Origin of the sequence: uncultured Microscilla sp. (genome assembly GCF_947493425.1) — a bacterium.
Taxonomy (GTDB): Bacteria; Bacteroidota; Bacteroidia; order Cytophagales; family Microscillaceae; genus Microscilla.
The window spans coordinates 1-23,073 of sequence record NZ_CANLRP010000131.1 but is presented as its reverse complement, the minus strand read 5'-3'; the positions used below and the strand labels follow the sequence as shown (position 1 = coordinate 23,073).

Annotated in this window: 18 protein-coding genes; 7 read left to right on the top strand and 11 right to left on the bottom strand. The window is 37.9% G+C overall.

Features of this window, described 5'->3' with window-relative positions:
* Positions 1-267 precede the first annotated feature (267 nt).
* Complete coding sequence (locus Q0954_RS24725; RefSeq protein WP_299461522.1) at positions 268-2,073, top strand: acyl-CoA dehydrogenase family protein; 1,806 nt, start codon at positions 268-270, stop codon at positions 2,071-2,073.
* A gap of 119 nt (positions 2,074-2,192) precedes the next feature.
* Here Q0954_RS24725 and Q0954_RS24720 read toward each other — a convergent pair whose 3' ends face one another.
* From Q0954_RS24720 to Q0954_RS24700, 5 genes are all read right to left on the bottom strand, one after another.
* Positions 2,193-2,666: a GNAT family N-acetyltransferase gene (locus tag Q0954_RS24720; protein WP_299461520.1), complete on the bottom strand. Its 474-nt coding sequence runs from the start codon at positions 2,664-2,666 to the stop codon at positions 2,193-2,195.
* Entirely contained in the window at positions 2,623-4,581 is a 1,959-nt protein-coding gene (locus Q0954_RS24715) for a response regulator (protein WP_299461518.1), read from the bottom strand. Before Q0954_RS24715 ends, Q0954_RS24720 begins: the two co-directional genes overlap by 44 nt.
* A gap of 102 nt (positions 4,582-4,683) precedes the next feature.
* Entirely contained in the window at positions 4,684-7,851 is a 3,168-nt protein-coding gene (locus Q0954_RS24710; protein ID WP_299461516.1) for a response regulator, read from the bottom strand.
* A gap of 232 nt (positions 7,852-8,083) precedes the next feature.
* Positions 8,084-8,377, bottom strand: a complete 294-nt coding sequence (locus Q0954_RS24705) for an S-adenosylmethionine decarboxylase family protein (protein ID WP_299461514.1) — start codon at positions 8,375-8,377, stop codon at positions 8,084-8,086.
* 735 nt (positions 8,378-9,112) lie between these two features.
* Complete coding sequence (locus Q0954_RS24700) at positions 9,113-11,581, bottom strand: ABC transporter permease (protein ID WP_299461513.1); 2,469 nt, start codon at positions 11,579-11,581, stop codon at positions 9,113-9,115.
* Between the two features lie 1,159 nt (positions 11,582-12,740).
* On the opposite strand from Q0954_RS24700, the gene Q0954_RS24695 reads away from it, so the two are divergent.
* The 3 genes from Q0954_RS24695 (at position 12,741) to Q0954_RS24685 (ending at position 15,242) form a co-directional block, all read left to right on the top strand.
* Positions 12,741-13,430, top strand: coding sequence for a hypothetical protein (locus Q0954_RS24695; protein WP_299461511.1), 690 nt, complete (start codon positions 12,741-12,743; stop codon positions 13,428-13,430).
* An 86-nt stretch (positions 13,431-13,516) separates the two neighbouring features.
* Positions 13,517-13,864, top strand: a complete 348-nt coding sequence (locus tag Q0954_RS24690; RefSeq protein ID WP_299461509.1) for a hypothetical protein — start codon at positions 13,517-13,519, stop codon at positions 13,862-13,864.
* 250 nt (positions 13,865-14,114) lie between these two features.
* A complete protein-coding gene (locus Q0954_RS24685) occupies positions 14,115-15,242 on the top strand; it encodes an AAA family ATPase (RefSeq protein ID WP_299461507.1) in 1,128 nt (375 codons plus the stop codon).
* A 54-nt stretch (positions 15,243-15,296) separates the two neighbouring features.
* Here the strand turns inward: Q0954_RS24685 and Q0954_RS24680 are convergent, their stop codons facing one another.
* The gene (locus Q0954_RS24680) at positions 15,297-15,974 is read right to left on the bottom strand and encodes a hypothetical protein (protein ID WP_299461505.1); all 678 of its coding nucleotides are present in this window, start codon (positions 15,972-15,974) and stop codon (positions 15,297-15,299) included.
* Between the two features lie 163 nt (positions 15,975-16,137).
* On the opposite strand from Q0954_RS24680, the gene Q0954_RS24675 reads away from it, so the two are divergent.
* Complete coding sequence (locus Q0954_RS24675) at positions 16,138-16,980, top strand: hypothetical protein (protein ID WP_299461503.1); 843 nt, start codon at positions 16,138-16,140, stop codon at positions 16,978-16,980.
* A gap of 137 nt (positions 16,981-17,117) precedes the next feature.
* Here Q0954_RS24675 and Q0954_RS24670 read toward each other — a convergent pair whose 3' ends face one another.
* A complete protein-coding gene (locus Q0954_RS24670) occupies positions 17,118-17,489 on the bottom strand; it encodes a nuclear transport factor 2 family protein (RefSeq protein ID WP_299461501.1) in 372 nt (123 codons plus the stop codon).
* A gap of 98 nt (positions 17,490-17,587) precedes the next feature.
* The gene (locus tag Q0954_RS24665; RefSeq protein ID WP_299461499.1) at positions 17,588-17,959 is read right to left on the bottom strand and encodes a VOC family protein; all 372 of its coding nucleotides are present in this window, start codon (positions 17,957-17,959) and stop codon (positions 17,588-17,590) included.
* 174 nt (positions 17,960-18,133) lie between these two features.
* On the opposite strand from Q0954_RS24665, the gene Q0954_RS24660 reads away from it, so the two are divergent.
* Positions 18,134-19,633: a hypothetical protein gene (locus tag Q0954_RS24660; protein WP_299461497.1), complete on the top strand. Its 1,500-nt coding sequence runs from the start codon at positions 18,134-18,136 to the stop codon at positions 19,631-19,633.
* Here Q0954_RS24660 and Q0954_RS24655 read toward each other — a convergent pair.
* Positions 19,630-20,355 carry a ComF family protein gene (locus tag Q0954_RS24655; protein WP_299461495.1) on the bottom strand — a complete coding sequence of 242 codons (726 nt, stop codon included), beginning with the start codon at positions 20,353-20,355 and terminating at the stop codon, positions 19,630-19,632. The two genes, Q0954_RS24660 and Q0954_RS24655, sit on opposite strands and share 4 nt — an antisense overlap.
* Positions 20,356-20,430: 75 nt before the next feature.
* Here Q0954_RS24655 and Q0954_RS24650 point away from each other — a divergent pair, with 75 nt between their 5' ends.
* Complete coding sequence (locus tag Q0954_RS24650; protein ID WP_299461493.1) at positions 20,431-20,940, top strand: phosphoribosyltransferase family protein; 510 nt, start codon at positions 20,431-20,433, stop codon at positions 20,938-20,940.
* A 143-nt stretch (positions 20,941-21,083) separates the two neighbouring features.
* On the opposite strand, the gene Q0954_RS24645 is transcribed toward Q0954_RS24650, so the two are convergent.
* Both Q0954_RS24645 and Q0954_RS24640 read right to left on the bottom strand, forming a co-directional pair.
* Positions 21,084-21,545: a hypothetical protein gene (locus tag Q0954_RS24645; protein ID WP_299461491.1), complete on the bottom strand. Its 462-nt coding sequence runs from the start codon at positions 21,543-21,545 to the stop codon at positions 21,084-21,086.
* Between the two features lie 351 nt (positions 21,546-21,896).
* Positions 21,897-22,649, bottom strand: coding sequence for a TerC family protein (locus Q0954_RS24640; protein WP_299461489.1), 753 nt, complete (start codon positions 22,647-22,649; stop codon positions 21,897-21,899).
* Positions 22,650-23,073 lie beyond the last annotated feature (424 nt).

The following is a 23,073-nucleotide window of genomic DNA, read 5'->3' as shown; positions in this document are numbered from 1 at the left end:
GGCAATAAAAATAACGAAGTATCAAGGCGAAAAATCACCCCTCAGAGTGTAAATTTATTTTTGAACAATTCCTTAGTGCCAAAAAACATTCTCCTTCTACAAGGTTTTATATTTTAAGGAAGTTAATTTGTCTGATAGTCGTTATACTTTTAAATACAATAGAATATTCTTGATTAAATAGTATGCACGCATAACATTTTTGTAGTATATTTGTTATTATATAGACGCACAATTCAGAAAATCATTAAAATAGACATACCCAATAATATGGAAGCTACAGCCAATAAAGAGTTAATTAAGGGTGGGGAATTTCTTATCAAAGAAACTACTGCCGATCAAGTCTTCATCCCTGAAGATTTTAGCGAAGAACAACGAATGATGGCACAAACTTGTGAAGACTTCGTTCAGAAAGAAGTGGTTCCTCGTTTGGAAGAAATAGATGAAGCCAAAGACCCTGCCCTTATGAGTAGTTTGCTAGACAAAGCTGGAGAGCTTGGTTTACTTGCTACTGGTGTACCTACCGAATACGATGGTTTTGGAATGGATTTCAACTCATCGATGTTGATTACCGACTACACTGGGCAAGGGCATTCGTTTGTAGTAGCACTATCGGCACATACTGGCATTGGTACCCTGCCTATTCAGTATTATGGCAGCGAAGCTCAAAAAGCAAAATATTTGCCTAAACTTGCCACTGGCGAATGGAAAGCCTGTTACTGTCTGACTGAGCCTGACGCAGGTTCTGATGCCAACTCTGGCAAAACCAAGGCTGAATTGACCGAAGATGGCAAGCATTACATTATCAACGGGCAAAAAATGTGGATAACCAATGGAGGGTTTGCCGATATATTCATTGTATTTGCCAAAATAGATGATGACAAGAAACTGACTGCCTTTATTATAGAAAAAGACTTTGGTGGTATTACTATGAATGCTCCTGAAGCCAAAATGGGTATCAAAGGTTCAGACACCCGCCAGGTGTTTTTCAACGATTGTAAAGTGCCTGTAGAAAACATGTTGTCTACCCGTGAAAATGGTTTTAAGATTGCGGTAAACATTCTAAACATTGGACGTATCAAGTTGTGTGCCTCTACTCATGGTGGCGCCAAAGCTGCCTTGAACCACTCTATAGGATATGCTAACGAACGCAAGCAGTTTGGAACTTCTATCGCTAACTTTGGCGCTATCAAACACAAACTTGCACAACAAGCGGTACGCTTATACGCTACTGAGTCGGCCATGTACCGCGCCGGACAAAATATTGACGACAGCATTGCCGCTATGATTGCCAATGGTACACCTGAAGCGGAAGCTAAGCTTAAGAGTTTTGAGCAGTTTGCCATTGAATGTGCCTTGCTTAAGGTATTTGGTTCTGAAACTATAGATTATGTATCAGACGAAATGGTACAAATTTATGGTGGGATGGGCTACTCTGCCGATGCTCCTGCTGACCGCTGTTACCGTGACTCACGCATTAACCGTATTTTTGAAGGAACCAACGAAATCAACCGTATTTTGTCTATAGGTACCATCGTAAAACGCAGCATGAAGGGAGAGCTTAACGTAATGGGGGCTGCTATGGAGGTGCAAAAAGAGTTAATGAGTGGCAAAAAACCAGAGATTGCTCCTGAGGGGTCGCCTAACTTTGCTTATGAGAAGAGCCTGATTAGCCACATGAAGAAAGCTTTGTTGGTAAGCGCAGGTGCCGCAGTGCAAGCATTGAACAAGTCGTTTAGCGAAGAGCAAGAAATTATGATGCACATGGCCGACATGTTAATGAATATTTATACGGCTGAGTCGGCTTTGCTAAGAACAGAAAAACTAGTAAACCGAAATGGAGCTGATGCTTGCCAAATGCAAATAGACCTTTGCAACGTATACTTACACGATACAGTAGACAGTGTGTATATGTCGGGCAAACAAGCCATTAGTGCTTTTGCTGAAGGCGATATGTATAAAAATTTAATGGGTGCATTGCGAGGTTTGAGCCGTACCCATGCTTATAATACTAAGGCCGCCCGCCGAAGAATTGCCGATCAGATGATCGAAAAAGGATCGTATACTTTCAATTAATAAGTATACCCCAATACCTGTAACGGGTTTTATTTTTTAGGATGTCAAAAACATTCAGTCTTTATCGGCTGAATGTTTTTGCTTTAGGTAAGTTAGATGAAGCCACCCTCAGGCAATACTTACTCGTTTAACCATTCAAAAAAGGCATAATGTTCATCATTCATTCCAATGGCTTTGTATACTTTAGAGGCTTTCACGTTGGTTTTGTCTACATACAGCCTGATACCCATCAGGTTGTCATCAGCTTCTACCTTGTGCTGCAAGTACTGGTACATCAGTTTAAACAAACCTTGGGCTCTAAACTCTGGTACAATATATAGCGACTGTATCCACAGTACATACCCATTGCGCCACTCGCTCCATTCAAACGTATTGAGCATACAACCTATTATTTGCTCATTATGAGTCACTTTGTAATATATGCCTTTAGAAACATCATGAAATAAAGCTTTCAACCCTTGCAACACTGTGTTACGATCAAGCATATACTCTTCAGTTTCCCATGCCATTTTACATTGCAAGTCTGCCAATAGCTCGGCGTCCTGCACACTAGCTGTTTCTATATAAATGTTTTCCTTGAGTAGTGTTTTCATCTTCCAATAAAGAATTAAGTTCTTTGATTGCACCAGCAAAAATATCTTCACAATCCCTGATCAAGTCTGGAATAAGCCCTACACTTTCTTGTTTACTGGCGTATTCCTCAATCAAAATTACTTTATTTTCCAATGATTTGAGTCCAAATGCACGCAAATTTGTTTTAATGATTTGGGCAGCGTTGGCAATCACCTTCCAGTTTTTCATAAATAACCCGTTGCTTACATCTTGTTTAAACTTTAAGAACTGATTGGTAAGCAATTGAAGTAACTCTTGGAAAATCACTGGATTATCGCCAAAGGCATCGCGCAAAAAGTTAAGGTCAAACAATGTGTGTGAAGTAGTCTGACCTGTAGTTTGTGCAGCACTTGTGGGCTTGTTTTTGATTGCCTTTTTGGGCAAATATTTCAATACTTTTCGGGTAATATCTGCTGGTGTAAAAGGTTTGGTCAAATAATCAGTCATTCCCGCTTCAAAGTACTTGTCTTTTTCATCGGTTACATTTTGGGCAGTCAGTGCTATTACCGGAATATCTTTAACCACACTGTCTAACTCTCTAATGGCATAAGTGGCCTCTATCCCATTCATTTTTGGCATTTGGATGTCCATCAACACCACATCGTATTGCGCGGCTTTATTTTGCAGTTTTTCTACCCCTACCTTACCATTATCTGCAATGTCTACCTTACACCCCAAACGATGCAATATTTCTTTAGTTAGTTCCTGGCTAAGTATGTTGTCTTCACACACCAATACACGCACATTATCTAGCGCCACACCATCTTCCAAGCCATTACTTTGTTCCTGAATTGCCTGCCCTACTTCCATTCTAAAATCACATATAAAACTTACCTCACCACTCTTATTATGCTGCACTACAATGTTGCCTCCCAAAAAACTAACCAGTTTCTTAACAATGACCAACCCAAGCCCTATGTCACCAAAACGTTGAAAGTGATTGGTACCCAAATAATTAAGACTATCAAAAATGGTTTTCACCTGGTCTTGTGAAATGCTTGCCCCTGCACATTTCACTTCAAACTGAACATTAACTTGTCCCTCTTTGTAGGCAATCATGCGTGCAAACAAATCTATACTACTCCCCACAATAAACTTTGTCGCTTCATTGATCAGGTTCCAAAGTATTTGTTCTAATCTTTTATCATCGCTTTTCAAAAAGTCAGGCAGTTTTTCGTCGATATACAGCGTTAAATAAGGCTTATGCTGGTGAACTCCCTGATTCTCAAGGCGTTTTTTAATTTTATGCAACAGTTGCCTTACATTAAAATCTGCCTGCTCAATAGTCAACTTACCAGACTCTATTTTAGAGTAATCTAAAACATCGTTGATAATGGTCAACAGGTTATTGGTTGCTTCGTAAATAGATTGAGCAAACTTGTATTGGCTTTCGTCAAGGTTAGATTGCATCAATAAACCTGAAAACCCTAATATAGCCGACATAGGGGTTCTTAATTCGTGCCCCATATCAGAGAGAAACACTTGCTTTAAATGGCTTACTTCGTAATGATCTTTGTTGCCTACGCTATTGAGGGCTTGCTTTAAACTAGTGAGAATAGATGGGGTGGTCAACTGTTGCTTCGACAAGTAACCACTTACACCACTTATTATACTTTGGTAAATGTTTTTTTCATTTTCGTGAGCCAACAAAACCACAATAGGCGTTTGTTTGCCAAGCTCCTGTATTTGCATTAACAGCTTTTCACTATCAGGCATGCTAAACAAATCAACACCTATATACACACAATCATAATGAGCTTGTTGCAATAGCTGCATTATTTGCTCCTCGCTCTCTGCCACATCAGTTGTAAGATCAGCTTTTAGCTCTACCTGACGAAACAGTTGAATGAGCTTTTGCCTCTCGCCTTCATCTTTCTCAAATAATAGTATTCTCATATCAGGATTAATGGTTTACCTTTAATTAAACCAATGATTTGTAGCATTTAAAATTACCTGGTACTCCAGAAAATCAATAGTGTTATTCTGCCCTCTTTTGCCCTAAATCAAAGTTTTTATATAATTAATTTCATGTATGATGGCTTGCACCAGGTCATCAATTTCTTGTGGATTCATATTGGTTACCCCTTCCAGTTTTTCAGCCATTTGGGCAAGTTTGCCCAAATACATTGACCTTGATGCCCCTTTGAGGGTATGCGCTGAGGCTTTTACTGTGTCAAAGTTTTGACTGGCAATACCTGCTTGAATATCGGGTATTACAGTAGCAAGGTAAGCCCTTGTTTTGGCATAAATTCTCTCTTTTACTTTCGGATTATCTCCTATAGTCTCTAAAAGAGCTTCTTGGTTAAAATGATTTTTAGTGTCCATGTTTTTTTCAGAAATTACCCATTTGTTAATCATTTGAACAAATTCATGCTTTACAATAGGCTTGCTAATATAATCGTTCATGCCTGCAGCCAAACACCTGTCTTTTTCTCCCTTGAGAGTGCCAGCAGTAAGCGCTACAATAGGTATATTTTCAGCTCCTTTTATTTTTCTTATGTAGGTAGTTGCCTCATAACCATTCATTTGAGGCATTTGAATGTCCATCACAATAAAATCTGGCAATTCTTGCTTACATCTGTCAATGGCTTCTTGCCCATTACAGGCTTCTACTATTGTTGTATCTGGCATTATTCCTTGTACAATGACTTTAGACAATTGCATATTTACCGCGTTGTCTTCTACAATGAGCATTTTTATCGACAAATCCATCAAATGCTGCGTTGTTTCTACAACATCGGGCTCGCTCACTTCTTTTAAACTATGTAAACTGCCCAAACACTCGAAGAGTTGCTCTATACTTACTGGCTTGATCAGTTGTTGTTGAATATCTAAGGCACCAACGTCACCTGTAAACTCACCGTAGTCTGAGGCGCTATGAAACAAAACAATAGGCTGATCTTGTGCTGTAATTGCCAACTCTTGTCTGATATTTTTAATTGTTTCCAGCCCATCCATAAAAGGCATATGATAGTCAACAAATACAATGTCATACTTTTTGCCAGCAGCCAATCGCTCTAACGCATCCAACCCATTGGTAACCTCTTCTGCTTCAATATCTTTAATTGTGAGCATTTCTGCCAAAATCTGCCGGTTATTTTTATTGTCATCAATAATCAACACCTTTTCAATTCCTTCTATATTCTGCCACCCTCCTTTACCAATGGCAGCATCTAATGTTGCCTTTACCGGAATATCAAAGTAAAAAACACTTCCACGCCCTGCAATACTCTCTACCAAAAGTCTGCTCCCCATCAAATCAAGTAATTTATTAGAAATACTCAACCCCAACCCTGTGCCACCAAACCTTCGGGTAGTAGATGAGTCTTCCTGTGAGAATGCTTCAAAAATTTTACCCTTATTCTCGGATGCTATACCTATGCCTGTATCTCTTACTGCAAATCTCAACACAACCATTTCTTCGTCGAGCCTTTCCTGCAAGTCTATTTTCAACTCTATTTCACCTTCGGTTGTAAATTTGGTAGCATTGCTCAATAAATTGACCAATACCTGCCTCATTTTCACCTCATCTATCCATATAAATCTTGGTATGTCGTTGTCTATATGCAACAACACCTCCAGATCTTTTTTATGTGCCTGATACCTGATCAAATTTATAATTTGTTGACTTAGGTTCAACAAGTCTGTTTTAGCCAAAATAAGGTCGAGTTTGCCTGCCTCTATTTTAGAAAAATCGAGAATGTTGGTAATAATGTCAAGCAATGAAGTGGCCGATTGATAAATGGTGGAAATATATTTTTGTTGGGTTTCATTCAGTTTACTTCTCTGCAGCAAGTCTGCAAACCCAATGACACCATTCAATGGGGTACGAATCTCATGACTCATATTGGCAAGAAACTCCGACTTTGCTTTATTGGCTGTATCTGCTTGTTTTTTAGCTTCTTTGAGTTTTTCGCTGGCTAGTTTCTCATGGGTAATGTCCCAGTTTGTCCCAATCATAAACAAAGCATTGCCTTGATTGTCGTTGTGTACTCTTGCCAAAGCCTTGATATACTTCACGGTGTTATCTTGCCAAACTACTCTAAACTCTGTATCAAATTCTTTTTTTCCCTCAATCGCCCAAGCTACCTCATCTTCTACCCTTTGTACGTCATCGGGGTGCAATAAACCAACCCAAGCGCTATATACCCCATCAAAATCTTCATATTTTAACCCATACAACTCAAACATGGAATCATCCCAGGTAAGTTTGTTACTGACAATATCGTATTCCCAAATACCCACGCGAGCGGTTTGAGTAGCCAACGCCAAGCGAGTACTTATTTTTTTGGCTTCTCCCTCTTGATGCTTGCGTTCGTTAATGTCTTGAACCGTACCATATATTCTTTGACATTGTTCCCCTTCAAACTCTCCCTGCCCCACTAACCTCACCCATACTTCACGTTTTTTGGCTGTCACTACCTTTAGTTCTTCACTGAACACCTCTTTTGACCTGATACAACGAGCAATCAGGTGTTTTACCTGCTCTTTACTCTCTTCTTTGTAAAAGTTTAGCATACTGTCTTCAGTTGGCACAAAGTCATCAGGTACTTCATATATTTGCCGGGTTGTATGTGACCAAAATCCCTGCTGAGTGTTCAGGTTAAGCTCCCAGGCACCCAGTTTTGCCATCGCACTTGTTTTCTCCAACAAGTGTTTCGTTGCAGTGCTCAACTCTTTATCTTGAAATGGCCAGGTACCTTCACTTTGTTCTGACTGGACAGAACCCTCTTGGGCAAACACAGATGCAGAAACACGATGATTAGGTGATTTAAGGCTTTTTTTCAGTACTTTCCCTATCAAAAACACAGGTATGCCTGATAAATCTTTTGCTACCAGGGTTTGGGTAGTAGCCCACAGCTCTTGGCCATTTTGAAGCTTATAGCATAACTCAAACTGCAAGTAAGGCAATGCTTCGTTTGTTTGGTAGTAATCGAGGCTACGCTGTATGACTTGTTTATTTTTTGACTTTACCAGTGCTTGCCACATTTTTTTTTCACCTACTTGATCCTCGAACGCTTCACAAAATCCTTCGTTCACCCATTGGTCATGTGGTGGTTTTACCTGCAAACACCATAAGCCTTGGTTAGATGCAGTCACTACAAAATCAAACACACTTTTATCTACCTTAACTAATTGATATAGTTTCTCTTGGAGGTAATACATAAAATTTAAGTTTGGGCAGAACTGGCATTACATTGAAAGGTAATGCAAACTTAGTCTTTCATTCATCATTAAACATTCAATATATCTAAAGTACTACCTCAGAACAATAGGTATTCACCACTATAATACATATACATCAATCTAAAGCTATAGCATATCTTAATATTGTTTACAACAGCATCACGCCTTTGGCTCTAACACTGTATATGTTGGGCACAACCAGTTCATTCTTTTAAGACTCTTTTAATACAGGTAGCTTGATCAGTTTTATAAACAAATCATACATTTGCTCATTACAACTACTCAGTTCTATATAAGTTTTATTTTCTTCGGGGAAGGTGTGCAAGGCAAAATGACTTTCACCTAATAGCCATATGGCAGTATAACCCTGAGGCTGGAAAAAATGCTCCATAAAATTTAATATCGTAAAACCACTTTCAATTAAAATATGATCAAATGATTCCTTCAAAATCTGGGGAGATACTTCTTCTACCCAAAGTCTATGGTTATAAATTGCTGCTTTCATCAATAAAAAATCGTTTTCAAAAATTATAAGTTTACAGATAGTTAATACCTGAGTATTAGGAGCATTGTTTAAAAATTATACTTAAACAAAAATGGTTTTTAGGACAGGTTTTGACCAATTGCCTGAATACCAACATTAATCAAACGAAGCTACAGCTAATCCTGTAAACCCTAAAACCAGGTCTATTTATAAATCCCGACTCATCGCATTGGTCAGGGCTTAAAATTCCGCCTGTAAAAACCAGCTTCAAGTTGTGTTGAATCACAATTTTTATGGAATCGTTCAAAACTCTTTGCTCGTTTTTATGCCACTTATTACGAATATTAGCCCCAGTGGGGAGAAACCTTGGTAGAAAAAATAAACGAAACGGGACACGGCTCCGTAGGAGTTGCGCCTAAAAGAGTCGTTTTTGATGATTTTGACGGTATTTTAAGTATTCGTAAAATTAAGCTTTGACGCATGCGACTCATCGGGGCAGCTTGCTGTGACGAGCTCACCGCAGGTAATCACCTTAATCTTAGCATAGTTGATTGTTTGATTTTTACCGTTTAAAACTTGCCTAAATTCAAAGTCCACAGTTTGACTCACTCTCAACAGCTTACAATTTATCCAAACCAAATCGAATACATAACTTTAAAGCAGTGCTCAAAAAGCTAAATGTAGCAAAACTTGTGCATGAAAAAAACCCCTTTGAGTGTTCAAAGGGGTTGGTAAAGTCAACTTTTCGTTTTATACCTATTCATCCCGCAACGATTCTACCGGATTGACAAAGGCCGCTCTAACTGACTGATACACCACAGCAACACCTGCTACTAACAGGGCTACTATGGCTGTCCATAAAAAGTTTCGCCAATCAATCGTCACCCGGTAAGTAAAGTCCTGTAACCAATGATCCATCATTAAATAAGCCAATGGCACAGCTATGAGTAATGCCAACAATATCAGCCTTGCATATTCTTTTGATAGCAAAGTAAAAATCTGTAATGTACTAGCTCCTAACACTTTACGAACGCCCACTTCTTTGGTTCTTCTTTCTGCCGAAAACGTGGCTAAACCTATCAATCCCAAAGCTGCAATAAACAACGCCAAGCCCGTAAAAATCATTAATATATCTGAAGCCCGCCGCTCTGCCTGATATGCTCTTCTGAATAGTCCATCCATAAACTGAAACTCAAAAGGCAGGTCTTTAGCCAGCAACTTCCATACACTCTCTGCGTAGCTCAACACTTGAGACATATCTGCTGATTTATTCACCTTAAATGTAAGATGACGGTGGGTACCTGCATAAAGGTTTGCTCCTAGGTGAAAAAATGCTAAAGGCTCGATATTTTGCTGCAAAGAAGTAAAGTTAAAGTCTTTTACAACCCCTATCACTTTATAAAAATAGTTTGCATCGCCCCCATATATCAACTTTTTACCTACTGCCTCATGTACCTTCCATCCCATGGCTTTCACAGCGGTTTCATTCATTATCACATGGTTGGTATCTTTAGAAAATTGCCGAGAAAACAAGCGCCCTTCCAAAACATTCAGCGACAAAGTCTTCAAGTAATCAGCGTGGGTATTAATAATATTTACAGGAATTTTAATGGCGTTTTTTTCAGCTGCTTTTAGGTGGTCTTGCATCCATATATCAGGGGGTGACGCATCAGACCAACCTGCTTGCTCTATCCCTGTATGCTGCAGTAGTTTTTGTTGAAAAGTCTCAAGTTGGTTGCCCAACCTTTCTACTTTTGGCACCACTACCAGTTGTTTGTGATCAAAGCCTAACTTCTTGGTTTGCCAATACTTAAGCTGTTGGAACAACACCAGCGAGGAGATCATCAATACACAAGATATGCTAAACTGTAGCACTACCAATCCGTTTCTCAAACCTCTACCCTCTTTGCCACTATTCATTTTGCCTTTGAGCGCATCAGCCGGTGTAAACCTGGTCATATAAAACGCTGGATAACCACCAGCAAATAAGGCAATTACTATAGGCAAAAGTATCGCCAACAACAAAAAAACAGGTTGTAGCAACACAGTTATGCTCAACTCCTTGCCCGTTAGCTGATTGAAAAAGCCTAAACCTACCTCGGTAGCTACCAAAGCCAATACAGTGGCCAACAAAGTAAAAATAAACGCTTCTCCTAAAAACTGCCATACAAGTAAGCTTCTTTCTGACCCCAATACCTTGCGTATGCCTACTTCTTTGGCTCTCTGGGTAGCTCTGGCAGTTGCCAGATTCATAAAATTAATACAAGACAATACAATAATTAAAATACCTACCGCCAAAAACACGTAATAATAGCGTATATCGCCCTGAACACCCAACCTATTGCTTGCATAAGTAGACTGAAGATAAACATCGCCTAAAGGTTGAGCTTGCAAATACCAAGGCTTATACTCACCGATAAAATCTTTGTAACTTTGCCCGTAAATTCGTTTAATGGATGCCTCTGCATGTTTCTCAGGCAAAACTTTCAGCTTTTGCTGTAGCTCAGCGAGTGAAGCTTGTTTTTTTACTTTGATATAAGTCACAAAAGTAGTCCAAATCCATATCCACTCACGCTTTCTTATCGTGTTAAAAGAGGACATAGACACCAACATATCAAAATCCATATGTGACTGTCTCTTCTTGTTATCTATTACCCCACTTACTTCAAATAATTGGTCATACTTGCCCTTGGTCAGCCGAATGGTTTTACCCAGTGCTGGCTTGTCGCCAAAATACCTTTGGGCTGTAGCTTGACTAACCACTACGAGGTTAGGTTTATGTAATATTTTGTCAGGGTCTCCTTCTTTTAAAGGGTAAGAAAATACTTTTAAAAAGTTAGCCTCTGTTATCAATATTTTTTTTTCGTCAAAAGATATTAAATTATTAGTCTGTTTGTCTTTATAAACACCCAAATAGTCTCCGTTCGAGTGTACCCTACAAACCTCCTCTACCTCAGGTATTTCTGTTCTTATTATAGGCGCTACAGCCGGTCCTACAGCATCAAGATACAGCCGGCTATCTTTGTCCCACATATTAGTCTGAGTCACCCGGAAAATCCGATCAATATCTTTGTTAAAGCGGTCGTAGTTTTTTTCATCGTTTAGATATAGCATAATCACCAAAAATGCATTTAGCCCAATGGCAAGCCCCAAAATGTTCAACAGGGAGTAAAACTTATGCCTAAGCATATTACGCATCGCAATTACAAGATAATTTTTTAGCATGGAAATACGGTTTTGTTCATGATGTATTGGTGGTTAAGTCAAAAGCAGTGCCCACTACTTAAACCCCTGACTATCAAGCATATAAATACGCTTAAATAAAACATAATTGTCCTGCACAGAACACCACTGTACGGTTTTAGCACACAAAGCTATTACTTTACAGGAGTTACGCAAATCCTTCTAAGCACCTCTATTTTGATAGTTATATTGCTATATTGTTTCGCAATGCATCGCAGAAAAATATAGCCATTTAATCAAGCCTTTTGAGGAAAGAGCATAACACCAGCTACTTTATTGACATTCCCTAAATACTGATATTGAGGCAAAATCTCACAAACAAAAGGGGATAACGAAAAAATAATTTCTTTTGAATCAGATAAAAAGAAAGAGTTTCCTTAATCCACCCATCTGACTTTGAGTAAGTGGGTGTAGCTTACTCAAATTACAGTAAACAGTCCTTAGGTCTATAACATACCAAGAAATAATGGAAGGTTTAAGCTAATTTTAACAGCTATTTTCCTGGCTTATTTTAATAAAAAGATATGAATTTAGAGTAGGTGTAAGGAGGCTATTCCAAGTGGAAACTGAGGGGTTTAAGAGTTTAGCATCTTAAATGAGTATTCTCATGACAATGGGCAGTATTCAAACCCCTATTTTGCACCCAAAGAGTGAGTTTTGAACATATTACTTAGGCTTACCTTAACTATTGTCGCAGGTGTTTTAATATTTGTAGATGGATAATTTAAGTATAAAAACATTCTCAAACCTTCATTTATTGTTTGCGAGACAAATGTAAGATAAGTAATATATTAAACTCAAATGTTTAGCTATGCAAAATAAACAGTAATTTAACTATACATACCTACACCTATTTATAGATAGGTATATATACTCATAGGCTTGACGAATATTTGTCATGCCGTATTTTTTGTACTGCTAAAGGCTGATTTAAATAAACTTGATGAAAAAATATGGTATGTAAGATATATTAAATTTTGACTTTACTTTACGCGGGTTTTGTCGTTACTTTGCAACAAAATAAATAATGAAGGTATAAGGTATTAGATATAATTAACCTTACAAGGAGATACGGTAAGGCAAAAAAAAGGTTTCAAGAATTTATATTTTTTTTAGAAAAACTGATAATTTGAGTTATAAAATGTATTCAAAAAACGAAAAATCGACTGCTAAAGATCAGGCATTGACAGAAGATAAAGTATTAAGTATTATTGATGACTTAATATTTTGTCAAGTAGGTCGCAAAAGCCTGGAAAAATATTCAAAGTTTGTATATGATGTATATGTTGACAGTTACAAAAAACGAAATGGCTGGGAGCCAGTAGATGGAGAACTGGAACATATGATTGAAGAAGATAAAGAGCAATTTGAGCACTCTTACTACTTTGCTTTCAAAACCCATGAAGGAGAGTTTGTAGGAGGAGCAAAAGTAACCAAAAAAGTCCCATCTTTAGATTTTGCTATCGAAACAGAGTTCAACTATAACTTAAAAGAATTCTTTGAAATGGGAAACATCCCTACAAGAGACTTTTGGCATATGGGACGTACTGCCATCAACAAGTACACCCTTCAGGCTGCTGAGACCAAACTGTCGTCAGTGCAGATTCTGGATAAACTCATGTGGGAATGCTACAACGTAGTAACCCAGGAAGAGCACAACATGATTATTGGTGAAGCCGACGCAATGGCATACCGTATTTATCGTGTAAAAGGGGTTCATGTACAACGCATGGGCGAAGGTATTGACTACCTTGGTTCTATCACTTATCCTGTGTTTATTTTAGGTAAAGACCTCAAAAGCTGGATGAATGTCAATAGCCACCTGAGCTAAACTTCATGCGCTTCATAAGGTTCCTACTGCCTCTTGCTATGTTAGAAAAATAGCATATAAGCAATATTATAAACATTCAAAAAATCATGCACTTAAAAGAAAGCAATGGTTTCATTGGTCTTTATACTGAACGACCCTACAAAAAAGGAGAGTTATTGTTCGAGCTTAGGGGACCAATAAAAGCTGATGCAACCAATACTTCTATACAAATAAGCAAAGCTAAACACATAGAAGATGCGTATGCCCAATACATCAATCATCATTGTGCTCCCTCGGCTAAAATAGTGGGACGCAAAGTAATAGCACAACACGCCCTCAAACCAAATGATGAAATTACATTTGATAAAAACGGAATGGCTGATGAATTACAAAAGCCATTTGTTTGCAAATGTTGTGGCAAATTATTGAGAGGCAAGAAATACCCTACAACCTAAACCTCCCCTTCAAGCATACTTTGGGTTATTGATCCATATAATTCACGAAATTATATACCCTGCTAAATACTAGTTTTCATAAAAATTATACAATAACCCATCTTTACCCTTCTTAATTTCTACATTTCTTCTTCTCTTAAGTGAGAAAAATATAACTTCTTAGTTATTTTCATTGTATGTATAAAAGTGTAACTTTGAATCTTAAAGAACACTTTTTTAGTACGGCAATAAACCATTTCATACTTAATACATGAAAAACAACAGTTATATATATTACGGAACAAAATGTAACACTGAGGAACTAATAAACTTTGTAAAACATACTTTAACCACCAATGAAATTGCTGAAAACAGCGGTAGACTTAAAACCCCTATCTGTATTTGGGGGGAACACGGCATTGGTAAAACCCAAACTGTAGAAAATTTTGCTAAAGCCAATGGATATAAGTTTACTTACATAGCTCCCGCACAATTTGAAGAAATGGGTGACCTCTTGGGAATGCCTGCTATTAACACTAACAATAGCTCTGAAAAAGATAACTCTACTGTTTTTATTCCACCCGATTGGGTTCCAAGAGAAGAAGGTCCTGGTATATTATTAATTGATGATGTAAACCGGGCAGATGACCGTATACTCCGAGGTATCATGCAGTTGCTCCAAAATTATGAGTTAGTAAGTTGGAAACTGCCTGAAAAATGGCATATAATTCTTACGGCTAACCCAGATGGTGGCGACTACTCAGTTACTCCTATGGATTTTGCCATGCTTACACGTATGATGCACATTACATTGACATTTGATGTAAAAAAATGGGCATTGTGGGCCGAACAAAATGGAGTAGACCCTCGCGGAATCAGTTTTGTACTTACTTACCCAGAAGCAGTAACAGGAGAACGAACTACTCCCCGTACTTTGGTGCAATTCTTTGAAAACATTTCACCTCTTAAAGATTTAAAGAAAGAGCTTGGGCTGGTAAAAATGTTGGCTGACGCCTGTTTAGATAGCAATACAGTAACGTCATTTATGGCTTTTCTAAACAACGACTTGTCTAAACTGATTACTCCTGAAGAAATTATTAATACCAAAAGTTTTGAAAAAGAAGTTTACCAAAAAATAAAAGGTTTGGTGGATCAAAAAACCAAACGGGTAGATATCTTGTCTGTAATTTGTACCAGGTTAATTAACTACCTGACTATAGCAGAGGCTAAGTTTAAACAAGGCCAAATAGATAATATTAAGAAGTTTCTCAAGATGGACTTTTTGCCCAATGACATGAGGCTAATTGCCGCACAAGATCTGGTGAGCTCTAGCAATCCTAGCCTTAAGTCTATTATGGCTGACCCCGAAATAGGCCAATTACTACTAAAAAAGATGTAGAAAACATTTATTTATATGTATCAGGAACGGGCAATCAAAAATTGCCCGTTTTTTTTATGCTTCTTCAATAAATGGCTCCAAAAAGCCTATAAACCTCATATCACCTATGCTCCACCGTGCCCCATGGCCCGATGGCAAACGAACCTCATAGACCAAATAATGCTTGTAATGCTCAAACACATTCCACCAAGTGGCACCGTCAAGTAGGTAATTTAATATCTTTTCTGCTGCTTTATTTTTTTCTTCATCGTTTCCCCTTACTATTCCCCAAAACTCTTGATCAGAACGGTTGACGTGTTTGCACCAGGCACGGGCACCCACGCTTAGGGTATATTGTTTGTGATGAGTGCTAAATGCTGTTGTCAGGTGTTTTCTTAAAGGGGGTAATGCTTGTTCGGTAGTGATACTTGCTGGGGTACGTCTTTGACCTAAAATTAACAATAAGTTATTGATATTAACACGTTTGTAAGCATTGCTCAGCAATTGAGTACCTTCTTCCGGGTTATTTAACCAATGGCAAAGTGCTGTATAAAATGGGGCAATAGTTGGCTGTATGGCAGGCGTACACTCTTCGCTAAAATAGGGTAATTTGTGTAGGGTTTGGTATTGGTAATAGTGTAATAGTTGGGTTACCAGCAAATGTATGTGCTCGGTATGTAGTGGTAAAGGGTTTTGTTTTGAAATGGTTAATAAGCTGTTAACCAGTTGCTTTACCTGATTTTTGGGGAACATATCTGAAAGTACGTTGAGTGTTTTACTTTATGTTTTTTTCCAAAATAACAAGTTTTTGGTAAAAATTTTGCACTTGCGAAAGTATAAAAACCTCTTTTCGTCAACCATATATCAAGTCAACCTATTGCATTTAAACAAATATGCGATACAAATCTATATAATCATGAATAAAATATTGCTATTTATTCTAATTACAGTCGTGTTAATGCCCCAGGTTCAAGCACAAAATTGTGCTAAGATTGATAGCCTAAACCGTATGTGGCGATTGGTAAAAGATAAAGATATAAAAGCGGAGATAAACACTTTAAACGCCCTGGTGTATGAATATAGCCGCGACCATCAGGGAAAGGCCGCTTTTCTGGCCAAACAAGCCTTAGAAATGGCTAAAAAAGCCAAGTATGATAAGGGAGTAGCGGATGCGTTGATGAATAACGGATTTATAGAATATCAAGAGTTACATCATGCTAAAACAGCCATTGCCGACTATCAAAAAGCATTGAAGATTTATAAAAATTTACAAGATAAGCAGAGCATTATGAAGGCGTTGGAAGCAATCGCTGATTTTTACTATCGCTTGGGAGACGAAACCAGCTACAAAAATGCGTTGAGTACTTATGAACAAGTACTTGATTATAAAAAACAAGCTAAAGACATTGCGGGTATTAGTCGCATCTCTGAGAAGCTTGGCGAATTGTATAGCCACTTGGGGCAGTACAAGAAAGCTGAAGCAATTTTACACAAAGCCATGGAGAATGAAGACTTTTTGGGCGAAAATAGCAATACTGCACGTTTGTTACTTGGGTTGTATGCATACATAGATAAATTGCAAAACCAAGCCAAGGGGGAAAGCTCTAAAAACAATATGTCTTTATATATTATTATTGGGTTAGGCGCTCTCATTTTAGTCTTGCTGGTTGCGCTTATTTACCTCCTGACTCAACGCAACAAAACACCAGAAGTGCTAAATACTGATACAAAGAAAGATTCTGAAACGATCAACCAGTAGGTATATCGTATCGTTGGCAATATTTCACTAAAAAAGCCACTGAAACTATTAGGTTTCGGTGGCTTTTTTAGTGAAGTAAATCAAAGTTATCCCCCTTGCGACTATTTTGACAAAGCAAGAGGGATAATAGGAGCATTTTAGTTCATTGGAGGAGGTGTATAGAAGAATTGCTCTGATGTAATTTTACCATCTTTTACATGGTACAAACAAACCTCTTCCATGTGTTCACGCGGCATACCTTTGAGGGTAATATCCATTTTCATGCTGCAACTAAAGAAGTTATCAGCTACTATTGGATCTGATACTTCCATTCCGTGCATTTCTTCTACCATCGTAGCAAACTCTTCGTTTTTCTTTTTCAAAGCATCTAAACCTTGAACCTGCTCTGTAGGTGAACCTTTGGGTTCAATGCTTACTGCATCTTTAGCAAAAAGTTCTTCCAAGGCTTGCATGTGTTGTCCAGTACGGTTTAACTCTACGTACTTTTGGGCGATTTCTTTAGTAGTCATAATTTTTAAAAGTTTTGAGGTTGAGAGCCTGCAAATACAAGCTCTTGATAATACTTGAAATTACAAATTTTAAGATTAAATTATTTAAACTTTAATAATTAATTTGGCGAGTGAAAAGCTATTTTGTTGCCCTCTGTATCCATAAAAAAAGCCATGTAGCCAATCTCGTCTGATATTTTTGTTTTGGGCATCACTACTTTTCCTCCGGCTGTGATCACCTTTGACAAAGGAGTGCTTAGATCTTCTCCTCCGTTAAGATAAATTACTGCTCCATCGGCCGAAGGTGTATGCATTTCACTTTTGCATAGGGCACCTCCTACCTGCCCCTGACCATCCATCGGTAAAAAAGCCATTGTTGTGCCATTGATTTCTTGTTGGTGAAACTCACCACCCAATACAGCTTTGTAGAACTCAACCGCACGCTCAAGGTTATTGGCAGGAATTTCGAACCAATTGATTGCGTTTGCCATAATGTTTTTAGTTTATTAAATGATAATAGAGATTGTTTAATTAGTTGATGTAAATATAAATGAGCAATCGCTAAAAATAATAGCAAATATTTAAAAAACGTAAACTTCTAAGCTGGTAAAACTTGTTTTTATTAGCATAAATACCCATATTTTTTGCTCAAAACGTAGAAGTCTATGTCTAAAAAAGAAAATCTGTTTTTACTAATAAAATCGCTCACGAAGGCCGAAAAGCGTTACTTTAAACTATTTGCCTCAAGCACTAAAGGAGACAAGCAAAAGCATAACAATTATCTGTTGCTGTTTGAGGCAATAGACAAACAAGAAAGCTATGACGAGGCGGCTATCAAGCAACGTTTTTCCAAGCAAGCTTTTACGAAACAGCTGCATGTCACTAAAAACTACCTTTCTCAATTAATTCTTAAGAGCCTCAGAAACTTTCACGCAAAGCTGTCTAAAGAAAGTGAGTTGAGAGATTTGCTCAAAGACATAGAAATTTTGTTTCATAAAGAGCTATACGCCCAGTGCCAGGATGTAATCAATAAAGCTTGTCAAGTGGCTAAAGAGTACGAGTGTTTGCATTTACTACTCGATGTCAATCGTTGGAAACGGCGACTGTGTCTTGCTACTTCTGTTGGCCTAAACTCAAATAACACACTGAATGCCATACACTCCGAAAATACAGCTTGCCTCACTAAACTTAATCACCTCCACCACTATTGGGACTGGACAATCAATTTTTTTGAACGCATTGACCCTTACAAAAACCACCCTGACAGTTTGCTTACTAATGAGTGGTTTCAAGATGCCAGCAAGGCTGACACTATACAAGCACAAAAGCTGTATCATCATATACTAATGGCATATTATGTAATGGCAAAACAAGATTATGCACAGGCAATAAAAGTGGTGGATGATTTGATAGAAATGTTGGAAGAAAACCCTAAACATATCACTGAAGACTTAGGAGCATACCTTACAGCTTTGAACAATAAAGTGAGCCTGTTGCTTGACATGAAGCAGTACGATTCAATACCATCACTGCTACAAAAAGTACGGGCAGCTGCTACCAAATATAAGGTAAAAACAGTGGCTGCGGCTAATCTAAAGGTACAGTTGCATACTTATAACCTGGAGCTGGAACTTTACCGTGATACTGATGCGTATGAAACAGGGGTAGCTTTGATTCCTGAAATAGCTGATTTTTTGCAAGTACAGGTTACACTTGTTCCTGACGATTACTTGCTATGTTTTTACTACCAGTTTGCTTACCTCTATTTTAGGCAAAAACAATATACCACGGCTTTGCAATGGCTCAATAGGATACTTGCTACAAAGTTTGATTCTTCACGTCAGGACTTACAAAGTTTTACTCGATTTCTTCACCTTATTATACATTTTGAGCTAGGCAATATTATAGTGCTTAAGTATGCGGTAGAAGCTTGCCGTAGGTTTTTGAAGAAAGAAAAAAAGGTGTTAGCTGCTTTTGAAAAGAAGCTGCTCAGTTTTTTTTCGAAAATATGTACCCAACCTCCAGATAAGTTTCAACACCTTTTTGGCAAACTTCAGGAGGAGTTGTTCGTAGGCAGTTCATCCAAAGAGCGAAATCAGTGTCTTGATTATTTGAACTTTGAGCAATGGATTGCAGAAAACCTGCAAAAGAAAAGTTTTTTTTAAAGGGCTACAGCTATAGTAGCAACGCTTATTTTGGCAGTATCTGCCTTAAGCAAGCTATTGGCGCAGGCTTCCAGCGTGGCTCCTGTGGTCACTACATCGTCTACCAATAACACATGCCTGTCTTTTACCAGCTCAGGCTTGAGCACTTCAAAGATATTGTCTACGTTTTTCCAGCGATCTATACGCCCTTTTTTGGTTTGGGTTTTGGTAGCTTTGTTTCGTCTAAGCACATTGGCGTGCCAGGGTATATCAGTAGCAACTGACAACCCTTTGGCAAAACAATCACTTTGGTTGTATCCTCGGCTTCTGAGTTTGGCTTTGTGCAAGGGTATGGGCAATATCAGATCAAATATTTGTTCTTGCTTGCCATCCAGTTTTGCCAAGGCCGCATCTACTAATAACTGGCCATACCAACTGCCCACCATCTCGCCTACCGTTTGGTTATTGTCGTACTTTAGTTCGTGTAAAATCTTTTGCACCTTCCCTCCTTTCGAAAACTTTAGATAAGCGAGGGCATACTCTATAGGTACCCTCCCCCAAAACCTTTGTGACAACACATTGTCTTTGTGCAAATGATAGTTGGTTTGGGGCAAATCGTAAATACAACGCGTACACAACTGTTTCTCTCCTTTGGTGAGTGGTGCTTCACAACCCAGGCAACAATTGGGGAATATCAAAGAAAAGAAATCGGCAAGCCAGGTATTTTCTAACTTTTTTAGCATAAGTTGATTTCAAATAGATGGTTTTCTTTAATTTTGGACAGTATAACAATTTTGTCATTACTCAAACAAGAGTGTATGTTAGAGCAACAAAACCTTATATTAAGCAAAGAACAGGTTTTACAAAAAACTACCCGTATAGCTTACCAAATTTACGAAAATAATTTTCAAGAGGAAGACATTGTTTTTGCTGGAATTTGGCAAAGTGGTTATTTGTTTGCCGAAATGCTGGAAAAAGCTTTTACCCAAATCACTAATCGCCCACCCACTATGGTCAAGGTAAGTCTCAATAAGACCACTCCTACTCAAGGGGAGGTTTCGCTGGATTGCCCACCCGAAGACCTTACCAACAAAACGGTGGTATTGATAGATGATGTATTGAATACTGGGCGTACGCTTGCCTATAGTCTTAAACCTTTTTTTAATGTAAGGGTAGAAAAACTGCAAATAGCCGTGTTGGTAGACCGCAGTCATAAGAAGTTTCCAGTAGCCGCAGATTATGTCGGATATGAGCTATCTACAACCCTTAAGGAACATATTACGGCAGAATTAAATGATGAAGCTACTTTTGGAGTATATTTGAGTTAGCCATTGACATAGTATAGGCAGTTGAAATTTAATATTTGCAAACCTATAATAAAGAGAAGTCTACCCACACCTGGCAGGTGTAAAAAGCTGTTTTATTAAAAGTCTACAGACTGCACTAAAACAATGGCTAACTTTCTGTATTTTTAAGATATATTTTTTTCCAGATTGAGGGCATCTTTCAAAAACAGTATCATATTTTTTTCTGGAGACTGGAGATCTTGAGATGCCTCAGCAAAAAGATGAATAGTATCCAGTATGTTGTCTTTCTGCTCAGGAAACCGTTCTAAGTGCGCATTTAAGGTACTTAAAAACTGGTCTTTCCATTCGTCCTGATGGTGAATGAGGTATTCAAACTCTGCCCCAAAAATAACTGCAAGTTCCTTTGCCTTTTGAGGGGCATACCCATCCTCCATAAAGATATTACCTACACTGGCTGCCAACCTTTTGATATAAGTTTTTTCTTGATCGTCCAACACTCCATCGCTTAAAACAACAAGCACAGTGGGAAAAAACTCTACCAATAAGGTAAATTGATGGACATCCAAGGTGGCAGGACGTTCACTAAAATAAAGTTGGTATAATTCACGAATTGAGTTGAACTTCATAAGAAATCTAAAAAATAAAACCATCAATGCATTGCTAACTCCCTTTCTATTTTCATTGATGTGCTGCAGAAGGATATTTTTCGTTTTTCTTAGCTTAAAAATAACCTATATTGAACAGCGTATCTTTATTGGTATACTTTATTTTTATCACTGGTTTGGGCAACTATATCCCTAATTAACCCAAGTTGCAGCATATAAACTGTAAAAGCTTAATTTTCAGTTATTTATATATTTCAGGTACGAATATAACTGGCACTTGAAGCTTGTTGCTTGTACCTTGCAACTTCAATTAATTAAAAAGCAGGTGTTGTATTCCTTATACTTCACCTTCATTCTTTTGAAAACAAGCAGTTACTCTCCTTGCCCTGAGTTTTCGTTTGTTTTTGAGATTCTAAGGTTTAGCAACTCTACAAACAGGGAGAACGCCATAGCAAAGTACACATATCCTTTGGGCACTTCTACCTCATGGCCGTTGATTTCGATAGCCTCTGCCATCAATAACATACCAATCATTAATAGGAACGACAACGCCAGCACTTTTACTGTTGGATTGGCATTTACAAAATCACTGATTTTGCCCGCAAACCCCATCATAATCAAAGAGGATATAATCACTGCTATGATCATTATTTCTACGTGTTTGGCAAGTCCTACCGCAGTCAATACAGAGTCGAAAGAAAAGACAATATTTAACAGCACTATAGAGAAAATGACTTTTTTGAATGATGCTGTTCCAGCTTTGCCCTCTTGCTCATCTTTGCCTGTCATTTTATGGTGAATTTCTTTGGTACTGCTGTAGATCAAAAATATTCCACCTATCAATAAAATAAGTCCTTTTCCTTTAAGCTCAAAACGATATCCAAATAAATGAAGATCTACCAGGTCTTGGGTCAAGGTAAGTACCCACGAGATTGCCAGCAACAGTAACACACGAGGTATGATGGCAAGTATTAAACCCCAGTTTCGGGCTTTAGGCTGAAGTTCTTTAGGAAGTTTACCTGATACAATTGAGATAAATACCACGTTATCGACCCCAAGTATAATTTCTAATACTGTAAGGCTTAATAAGCTAATTGCTGCCTCTGTGGTAAATAGATGCTCCATAATGATATGTCTAGGTCTGTTTGTTGATTGATTGGTTAAATTGTAATAAGAGGTAATTTTTAAAGTATATCAATTCAAAGTTAATAAATATCAATCAACAAAGTAAATAATCAAAATTAAAAAACGGATGTTGAAGAAAATATCTATTTTTGAGACAAAACAAGCCCACAAAAACCTACACGAGGAAATCTAAAATCAGACGTATATACTAAGACGAAAGTGATTTTAGGATTTACAGGATTAGCTGAAGCAGAGCTCAGCACAGCAAAGCTGTAGCTTCGGTTGATTAATGTTGGTATTCAGGCAATTAGTCAAAATCCTTCCTCAAAACCATTTTTGTTTAAGTACATGGCAATCGCAAGAAATAAAATTTGAGAAAAAGGCTGTTAAAAGCTTTTGATTTGTGTGATTACTAGTATTTTTC

Coding starts and splice junctions, on each gene's coding strand:
- Q0954_RS24700 (WP_299461513.1), bottom strand. CDS start 11,581: ATGCTAAAAAATTATCTTGTAATTGCGATGCGTAATATGCTTAGGCAT.
- Q0954_RS24725 (WP_299461522.1), top strand. CDS start 268: ATGGAAGCTACAGCCAATAAAGAGTTAATTAAGGGTGGGGAATTTCTT.
- Q0954_RS24720 (WP_299461520.1), bottom strand. CDS start 2,666: ATGAAAACACTACTCAAGGAAAACATTTATATAGAAACAGCTAGTGTG.
- Q0954_RS24645 (WP_299461491.1), bottom strand. CDS start 21,545: ATGAAGTTCAACTCAATTCGTGAATTATACCAACTTTATTTTAGTGAA.
- Q0954_RS24650 (WP_299461493.1), top strand. CDS start 20,431: ATGTTAGAGCAACAAAACCTTATATTAAGCAAAGAACAGGTTTTACAA.
- Q0954_RS24710 (WP_299461516.1), bottom strand. CDS start 7,851: ATGTATTACCTCCAAGAGAAACTATATCAATTAGTTAAGGTAGATAAA.
- Q0954_RS24655 (WP_299461495.1), bottom strand. CDS start 20,355: ATGCTAAAAAAGTTAGAAAATACCTGGCTTGCCGATTTCTTTTCTTTG.
- Q0954_RS24660 (WP_299461497.1), top strand. CDS start 18,134: ATGTCTAAAAAAGAAAATCTGTTTTTACTAATAAAATCGCTCACGAAG.
- Q0954_RS24685 (WP_299461507.1), top strand. CDS start 14,115: ATGAAAAACAACAGTTATATATATTACGGAACAAAATGTAACACTGAG.
- Q0954_RS24675 (WP_299461503.1), top strand. CDS start 16,138: ATGAATAAAATATTGCTATTTATTCTAATTACAGTCGTGTTAATGCCC.
- Q0954_RS24665 (WP_299461499.1), bottom strand. CDS start 17,959: ATGGCAAACGCAATCAATTGGTTCGAAATTCCTGCCAATAACCTTGAG.
- Q0954_RS24705 (WP_299461514.1), bottom strand. CDS start 8,377: ATGAAAGCAGCAATTTATAACCATAGACTTTGGGTAGAAGAAGTATCT.
- Q0954_RS24640 (WP_299461489.1), bottom strand. CDS start 22,649: ATGGAGCATCTATTTACCACAGAGGCAGCAATTAGCTTATTAAGCCTT.
- Q0954_RS24680 (WP_299461505.1), bottom strand. CDS start 15,974: ATGTTCCCCAAAAATCAGGTAAAGCAACTGGTTAACAGCTTATTAACC.
- Q0954_RS24670 (WP_299461501.1), bottom strand. CDS start 17,489: ATGACTACTAAAGAAATCGCCCAAAAGTACGTAGAGTTAAACCGTACT.
- Q0954_RS24690 (WP_299461509.1), top strand. CDS start 13,517: ATGCACTTAAAAGAAAGCAATGGTTTCATTGGTCTTTATACTGAACGA.
- Q0954_RS24715 (WP_299461518.1), bottom strand. CDS start 4,581: ATGAGAATACTATTATTTGAGAAAGATGAAGGCGAGAGGCAAAAGCTC.
- Q0954_RS24695 (WP_299461511.1), top strand. CDS start 12,741: ATGTATTCAAAAAACGAAAAATCGACTGCTAAAGATCAGGCATTGACA.